We start from the raw sequence: 6,780 nt of genomic DNA, 5'->3' as shown, positions 1-6,780 counted from the left end.
TGCCTGACCGGCGGCCCCCAGGGGCCGCGACTCGAGCGCGCCAGCGCTCCAACAACACAGGCGAGCGCCCTCCCAAGCGCCATTCGTGTGCCGACTGCCCCGGACGTCGTTGGCCGGGGGTGACCACCGTGGCAGTCGTGAATGACGCTCGCCTGCATCCTCCAGGTACCCGTTGCCAGGTGTGAGAAACACTTGCCCAGCCGAAAACCCGCCCCGACTAGGACTGATACGAGACCTTTCCGGATGTGGTTCTGATCTCAGCCGTGCGAGGCGGTGACTACGCGCGGTACTCGGTACCGTGGGTATCAGCACGTGGCTTTCAACGATGCGGGCCCGCTCTACTCGGGTATACCCACAGCCACAGGAGGGAACCGCATCGTGACCGCACATCGGCCTGCTCAGATCCTTCGCCTGTCCGCGATCATCGTCTCCGGCGCCGCCAGCCTCTGCCTCACCGTGGCCGCGGGCGCCTACATCGTCAATCACATGCCGAGGCTCGACCCGCCACCGACCGAGTTCGCCGGGCCTGCCGCGGCACCGAACCCCGGCCATCACCGCCCCTTCCCGGTGGAGGACTCCGCGCCCCGCGACGGTGGTGTCGAGCTGGCCATGTCCTGGCGCGAGCCCGCGCTGTCCACCGAACGTTCGGCCCCCGCCGCCACGCGGACACCGGTCACCGCACAGCAATCCGGAGTCGGTGCGCGACCGGATAATTCACGGCTCACCGGTCGGGTGGGAATCGGCGGCACCTATGTCGGTGCGCAGGTGGCGCCGCCGCGCAGTGATTCCGTGTCGTTCACCGTGGACACCAACCTCGTGACGGTGGCGGCGAAATACCTGGGCCTGACTGTCGATCCGGCCGCGGTCACCGCCCTGCACACCGAATTCGACGCGCGCCGTGGTCAATTGGTGTTCGTGCTGTCGGACCCCGGTCTGGGCGACCACACGCTGCGGGTCGAGGGGACCGGCACCGAACCGGTCGAGAACTCCCACTCTGCCACGGAATCGGTCGCCGACGAGGGCAACGCCGAGACTCCGTGGTCGGCGACCGAGGACTTGCCGACTACCGTCGGCGTGTGACTCCTCGCGGCACCTCGGGTGCGTACGACTACTGCGTGGTCGGCGGCGGCATCGTCGGCGTGGCCACCGCGCATCGGCTGCTGACCGAGTATCCCGGGGCGAGCCTGGTCCTCATCGAGAAACAGGACTCGCTCGGCGCGCATCAGACCGGCCACAACAGCGGCGTCATCCATTCCGGGATCTATTATCCCCCGGACAGTTTGAAGGCACGGCTGTGCCGGGCCGGTGCGCGGTGGACGAAGGAATTCGCCGCGTCCCACGACATTCCGTTCCGTGAGTGCGGAAAACTACTGGTAGCCACCGATACCGCCGAACACCAGCGGATGCTCGCGCTGTACGAGCGCTCGATCGCCAACGGCGTGGCGGTCGAGGCGATCGACGCGGCCGAGTTGCGGCGGCGCGAACCACGGATCGCCGGGGTGGGCGCGCTGTTCGTGCCCGACACCGGCATCATCGACTACACGGTGGTCACCGCCGCGCTCGCCGCCGAGGTCGAGTCGATGGGCGGAAAGATCATGCTCGGCACCGCTGTCGACGACATCACCGAGAGTGCCTCCGCCGTCACGGTTTCGGGTCCCGGCGGTTCGATCACCGCGGGCACCCTGATCGTGTGCGCGGGGCTGCAGGCCGACCGGATGGCGCGAAAGGCCGGGATCGACACCGATTTCCGGATCGTTCCGTTCCGTGGTGAGTACTACCGGCTCCCCGCCGAGCGGTCGGATCTGGTACGCACGCTGATCTATCCGGTGCCCGATCCCGCGCTGCCGTTCCTCGGCGTTCACCTGAGTCCGACCATCGACGGCGAACTCACCGTCGGCCCCAACGCGGTGCTCGGCCTGTCCAGGGAGGGTTACCGCAAGGGCAGCGTGAACCGGCGTGACGCCGTCGACGTGCTGAGCTTCCCCGGCGTGCGCCGGGTGGCCCGCGCCCATCTCGCCACCGGGATACGCGAGCTCCGCAATTCGGTGTTCAAGCGCGGCTACCTCGCCGAATGCCGCAAATACTGTCCCGAACTCACCATCGACGACCTCCTTCCGCACCGCGCGGGCATCCGCGCCCAGGCGGTACTGCGGGACGGCACGTTGGTGCACGACTTCCTCATCGAGCGCACCCCACGATCCGTTCACGTGCTCAACGCTCCGTCCCCGGCCGCCACCTCGGCGATGCCGATCGCGCGATACCTGGTGGAACAGCTCCATTCTCCTAAATAAAGAGGACATTTGTAGTACTTTTAACACCTGTACGTGTGGGCGCGAAGCCCACCCGGAACAGGGAGGGCCGATGGGCCACATCAGGTTTGCGAGCGACGTCGGCGCGCCGGTGGATGCCGCTTTCGCCTACGCCGAGGATTTCCGCAACGGGCCGCGGTGGATGTTCGGCATCACCGACGCAGCACCGCAGGGCGAGCCGGATCAGGGATTGGGTGCCGCGTTCGCGGTGAAAGTCCGGCTTTTCGGGGTGATCCCGCTGCGATCATCGGTGGAGATCACCGAATATCGGCGAAATGCCGTCATCGGGTATACCCTGCGTGGGCGGGTATACGGAACCGTTACCCTGCGGTTCGATCCACTCGGCTACGAGCGGTCGGTGCTGACCTCCGAAGCCGACTATCCACCACCACGCGGCATGTTCGGCCGCCTGTGCCAAGGCCTCGTCGACGCGGCCGCGAAATCGGCACTGCGCCGAACGGAATCGCGGTTGCGAAGGGAGATCGAGGCATTTCACGGTACCGATCTTGTCGGCCGCATCGCCTAGGGTGGCGGTCATGATCATCGTGAGCACCGACGGGTCCTGCCTGCGCAATCCCGGTGGTGCCATCGGCTGGGCATGGGTGAATCATTCCGGACCGGCCGACAGCGGCGGCGCGGCCAGCGGCACCAACCAGATCGCCGAACTGCGCGGAATACTGGAAGCCATCCTCGCCCACCCGGGCACCGAACCGATGCTCATCGAAAGCGACTCGCAGTACGCCATCAAGTGCGCCTCGGAGTGGATCACCAGCTGGCGACGCAACGGCTGGCGCACCTCCACCGGCGGCGCGGTGAAGAACGTCGAGATCATCAAACAGATCGACCGAGCCATCACCGACCGCGAAGGACCGGTGCGTTTCCGCTGGGTTCGCGGGCACGTGGGCAACTACTTCAACGAACAAGCCGACAAGCTGGCGGGCGAAGCGGCCAGAGCGATTCGCGAAGGAACGCTCGCCCCCACACCGCCGGCGGCCAAGAACCCGGTTCTCGGCCGCCTCGATTCTGGACTGACCAGAGGGCGCGACGAAGGAGTGCCCGCCGGGAGGGAAGAATCGAGGCTTCGGGGCCGAGAACCCGCGGCGCCAGCCGCCAAGAACACGGTTCGGGGCCGAGAACCCGCGGCGCCAGCCGCCAAAAATACCGTCTCCACAGGGAAGTCGGTCGCAGTCGACGCACCAACGGCAGGGACTCTCACCCTGTTCTAGGTGCCGGGCGACCGGAGTGGGACCGGACGACGAAACGCCGCGGGCGTACCTGCCCGCGGCGTTTCGATCGGCTCAGTTTTCCGGTGCGCTCAGTTTCCCGGCTTCGGGGCAGGAGCGGGGGCAGGCGAGGGAACAGCCTGACCGGGCGCCGTACCACCGGTGGCGTCGCCGCCGCCGTTCTTGAGCAGCGGCGAGTCCAGCTTGCTGACCAGCCACTTGTCGCCCGAGCGCTGCAGGCTCATCTCGATCGCGAACATCATCCGGTCGGGCTGGGTCTGGGTGAAGTTGGTGCGGTACTGGGTCATGGTGACCATGGCCTTGACATCGTCGGTGCTGCCCGAGATGTACGCGCACTGCACGTCTTCACCGGTCGACTTGACCTGTGCCTGCACCATGGCGCCCTTGAGCGCGTCGCTGGCGTCGCTGAACTCCTTGAGGTAGTCGCCGGTGGCGCCCGCCTTCATCGACGCGATGTAACCGTCGAGATCTTTGGAGTAGTCGTAGTTGGCCAGGATGGCGCCGTAATCACAGGCGGCCTTGGTGGACTCGGCGATGGCGTCGAGCTTCTCGGCCTTGTTGCTGTTCTGCAGGAAGAACACCACACCGGCGGTGATCGCGCCGACCGCGACCACACCGGCCACACCAGCGGCGATCCAGCCCTTCGAGGTCGATGCCGCACTGGGGGCAGCGGCCGGAGCCGGAGCCTCGGTCACGGACGGTGCTGTGACAGTCGGCTGGTCGACCTCGGGAGTCGCCGCCGCACCCTTCACGGTGTCGTCGGCCTTCGCCAGATCGGGCTTGTCCGCCTCGGCAGCATCGGACTTACTCTGGGCATCGTCGCTGGTCATCGAATCAATCCTGCTCTTTCCCGGCGCACATAACGCACCGATTTCCTGTGTGTGACCCGTGAGCCGGGCCACACATGTCCCCGCGAGTATGCCCGGTCAAGCTGTGAACAACCTGGCCGGGCGTCCACAATCGCTACTTGGCGGGAATGGGCGTGCGCTCATTCGGGTCGACACCCGGGGGCATCTGCGCGCCGTTGTTGGGCACATTCGGACGCGGCGCGTTGGCCGAACCACGGATCTGCAGGTCGGAGGTCGGGTTGGTGCAGTAGTTCCACTTCGGAATACTGCCGTCCTGTACCTCTTCGTTGCGGCGGTACTGGGTGTCGTAGTTACACGTCGGACGCGGCCAGATGTCGATGATGGTGTGGAACTCGCCGTCGTGCGCCGGGGCGCTGATCGACCCGAGTCCCAGTGCCAGCGACGGGAACAGCAGCCGCAGCGCGGGCGTGCGCAGCTGCGCGGCCTTGGTGATCGCCACGAAGTTGGCCGCCAGCGAACTGATCGGATCAGCGGTCGTGTCGAGCACCGCGCCGAGCATTTCGAACTGCGCCGGCGCGTTGTCGAGCACACCCTGCAACTCGGCGTTGGCATTGTTGAACTGGGTGAGCAGCGCACCCGAATTCCGGGTGAGCGTCTGCAGATCCGGCTGGGCATGCGAGGTGGTCTCGGCGATCACCCGCAGGTTGGCGATGAGGTTCACCGTCTGCGGAAGCAGGTTGTCCAGACCCGCTACCACCAGGCTGACGCCGTTGATCAGGCCACGCAGCTGGTCGGGACCCGCACCGAGCGCGATATCGAGCTCGTCGAGGATCACGTCGAACTGCTTCGGATCCACCTGGGCGATCAGCGCGCTCGTGTCGTCGAGCACCGCCCACACCGGCACCGGCGTCTGGATCTGCTCCGGGTTGAACTTGATCACCGCACCGTCACTGAGGAACGGGCCGACATCGCTCTTCGGACGGAAGTCGATGTACTGCTCGCCCGCGGCCGACAGCGCCGCGACCTGGATCATGGTGTCGACCGGGATCTTGAAATCCTTGTCGATCTGGGTCTTGGCGGCGATCGCCTCGCCGTCGTTGATCAGCTCGATCGAGGTGACCTTGCCGATCCGGAATCCGCGCATGGTCACGTCGTTGCCCGGCTGCAGACCTCCGGAGCGATCCAGGTTCACGGTGACGTCGTACTCGGACCGCAGCGGATTGACCCGCATCACGTTGACCAGCAGGTACGACCCACCGAGCAACAGCACGACTACGAGCGCGCAGTTCGCCAGCAGGACTTTGCTGCCGGTGAACTTCTTCAGCCTGCTCATCGGTGGCCTCCCACTCGGCCCTGAACGATCTGCAGCACCTGGATGAAGCTGCCGACGAAATCGTTCACATCTTTCAAATCCCAGAGCTTGCTGTTCGCCGGGTCGGTCAGCAGGCCCACATCGAGGTTGGTCAGCGTCGCGTACGGCGCCAGGCTCTTACCCTTGAACGTCTGGTTGGCGCCGGGGCGGATCGCGTGCAACTGATCCATCACATAGCCGAAGTCGCTGCCGGTCGCGGCCAGCGCGTTCATCAGGTTGTCGAGATTGGTGAGCAGCTCCGACAGCTGGTCACCGGTGGTGTTGGAGTAGTCGCCGATGGCGGCCGTGGCCGTGGCCAGCTTGGTGAGCAGGTCGCCGATCGCCCGGTTGTTCTCGGCGATCGCGCCGATGGCCTGGGGCAGAGTGTCGGCCACCTGGCCGAGCTGACCCTTGTTGGCCTCGATGGTGTTGGCGAGGGTGTTGAACTCCGTCAGCACCGTGTCGACCTTGGTGCTGTTGGCGTTCAGTTCGCCGATGACACCGGTCATCTCGTAGATCAGATGGCCGAGTTCGGTGCCGTGCCCGTTGAGGATCGAGCCGAGTTCGGTGCCGAGCCTGCTCAGGCTGGCGACACCGCCGCCGTTGAACAGCATCGATACCGAGACCAGCAGCTCTTCCACCGTGGCGCCGGCCGAGGTTTCCGCCAGGGTGAACGTGTCGCCCGCGGCCATCTCGGGCGCGCCCGCCGCGTTCTTCGGCGTGTTCAGCGCGATGAAGACGTCACCGAGGGGAGTGGCCTGGCGCAACTCCGCGGTACTGCCCTTCGGCAGCTTGAGATCGGTGTTGATCTCCATGTCGACCACGGCTTCGAAGTTCTTGGTCGTGATCGCCGACACGACGCCGACATCGGAACCACCGACCTTCACCTTGGCCTGATCGGGCAGGTTCAGCGCGTTCTCGAACTTCGCGTGCAGGGTGTAGGTTTCGCCGCCGGTGCCGGGCTTGGGCAGCGGCAGGTCCTCCACGGTGAAGCCACAGGCGGTCGTGACCGTGACCGTGGCCAGTGCGGCCGCGCAGAGCAGCGCGCGGCGGGCCTTCATCGTCAT

General features: G+C 66.1%; 7 protein-coding genes. 4 read left to right on the top strand and 3 right to left on the bottom strand.

From position 1 onward, the window contains the following. The first annotated feature begins 378 nt into the window (after nucleotides 1–378). From NA12_RS32465 to NA12_RS35105, 4 genes are all read left to right on the top strand, one after another. Nucleotides 379–1,080: a hypothetical protein gene (locus NA12_RS32465; RefSeq protein WP_132369738.1), complete on the top strand. Its 702-nt coding sequence runs from the start codon at nucleotides 379–381 to the stop codon at nucleotides 1,078–1,080. Then, nucleotides 1,077–2,291 (top strand): L-2-hydroxyglutarate dehydrogenase, encoded by a 1,215-nt coding sequence (gene lhgD / locus NA12_RS32460; protein WP_067460532.1) that lies wholly within the window; start codon nucleotides 1,077–1,079, stop codon nucleotides 2,289–2,291. The genes NA12_RS32465 and lhgD overlap by 4 nt, the downstream gene beginning before the upstream one ends. 70 nt (nucleotides 2,292–2,361) lie before the next feature. Beyond that, nucleotides 2,362–2,835 carry an SRPBCC family protein gene (locus NA12_RS32455; protein WP_067460509.1) on the top strand — a complete coding sequence of 158 codons (474 nt, stop codon included), beginning with the start codon at nucleotides 2,362–2,364 and terminating at the stop codon, nucleotides 2,833–2,835. Nucleotides 2,836–2,845: 10 nt separating this feature from the next. Further along, nucleotides 2,846–3,535: a ribonuclease H family protein gene (locus NA12_RS35105; RefSeq protein ID WP_371856047.1), complete on the top strand. Its 690-nt coding sequence runs from the start codon at nucleotides 2,846–2,848 to the stop codon at nucleotides 3,533–3,535. 89 nt (nucleotides 3,536–3,624) lie between these two features. Here NA12_RS35105 and NA12_RS32445 read toward each other — a convergent pair whose 3' ends face one another. From NA12_RS32445 to NA12_RS32435, 3 genes are all read right to left on the bottom strand, one after another. After that, nucleotides 3,625–4,383 (bottom strand): hypothetical protein, encoded by a 759-nt coding sequence (locus tag NA12_RS32445; protein ID WP_067460507.1) that lies wholly within the window; start codon nucleotides 4,381–4,383, stop codon nucleotides 3,625–3,627. A 133-nt stretch (nucleotides 4,384–4,516) separates the two neighbouring features. After that, a complete protein-coding gene (locus tag NA12_RS32440; protein WP_067460504.1) occupies nucleotides 4,517–5,695 on the bottom strand; it encodes an MlaD family protein in 1,179 nt (392 codons plus the stop codon). After that, nucleotides 5,692–6,780 carry an MCE family protein gene (locus NA12_RS32435; RefSeq protein WP_067460501.1) on the bottom strand — a complete coding sequence of 363 codons (1,089 nt, stop codon included), beginning with the start codon at nucleotides 6,778–6,780 and terminating at the stop codon, nucleotides 5,692–5,694. Before NA12_RS32435 ends, NA12_RS32440 begins: the two co-directional genes overlap by 4 nt.

The sequence above is a fragment of the Nocardia alba NBRC 108234 genome, assembly GCF_001612665.1.
In the GTDB taxonomy this organism is placed as follows: Bacteria; Actinomycetota; Actinomycetes; order Mycobacteriales; family Mycobacteriaceae; genus Nocardia; species Nocardia alba.
The sequence above is the reverse complement of the archived record's forward strand: the minus strand, read 5'-3'. Positions and strand labels throughout refer to the sequence as shown.

What these genes read in the sequence shown, in the direction of transcription:
- NA12_RS32445 (WP_067460507.1), bottom strand. Translation starts at nt 4,383, where the DNA reads ATGACCAGCGACGATGCCCAGAGTAAGTCCGATGCTGCCGAGGCGGAC.
- NA12_RS32455 (WP_067460509.1), top strand. Translation starts at nt 2,362, where the DNA reads ATGGGCCACATCAGGTTTGCGAGCGACGTCGGCGCGCCGGTGGATGCC.
- NA12_RS32435 (WP_067460501.1), bottom strand. Translation starts at nt 6,780, where the DNA reads ATGACGATGAAGGCCCGCCGCGCGCTGCTCTGCGCGGCCGCACTGGCC.
- NA12_RS35105 (WP_371856047.1), top strand. Translation starts at nt 2,846, where the DNA reads ATGATCATCGTGAGCACCGACGGGTCCTGCCTGCGCAATCCCGGTGGT.
- NA12_RS32440 (WP_067460504.1), bottom strand. Translation starts at nt 5,695, where the DNA reads ATGAGCAGGCTGAAGAAGTTCACCGGCAGCAAAGTCCTGCTGGCGAAC.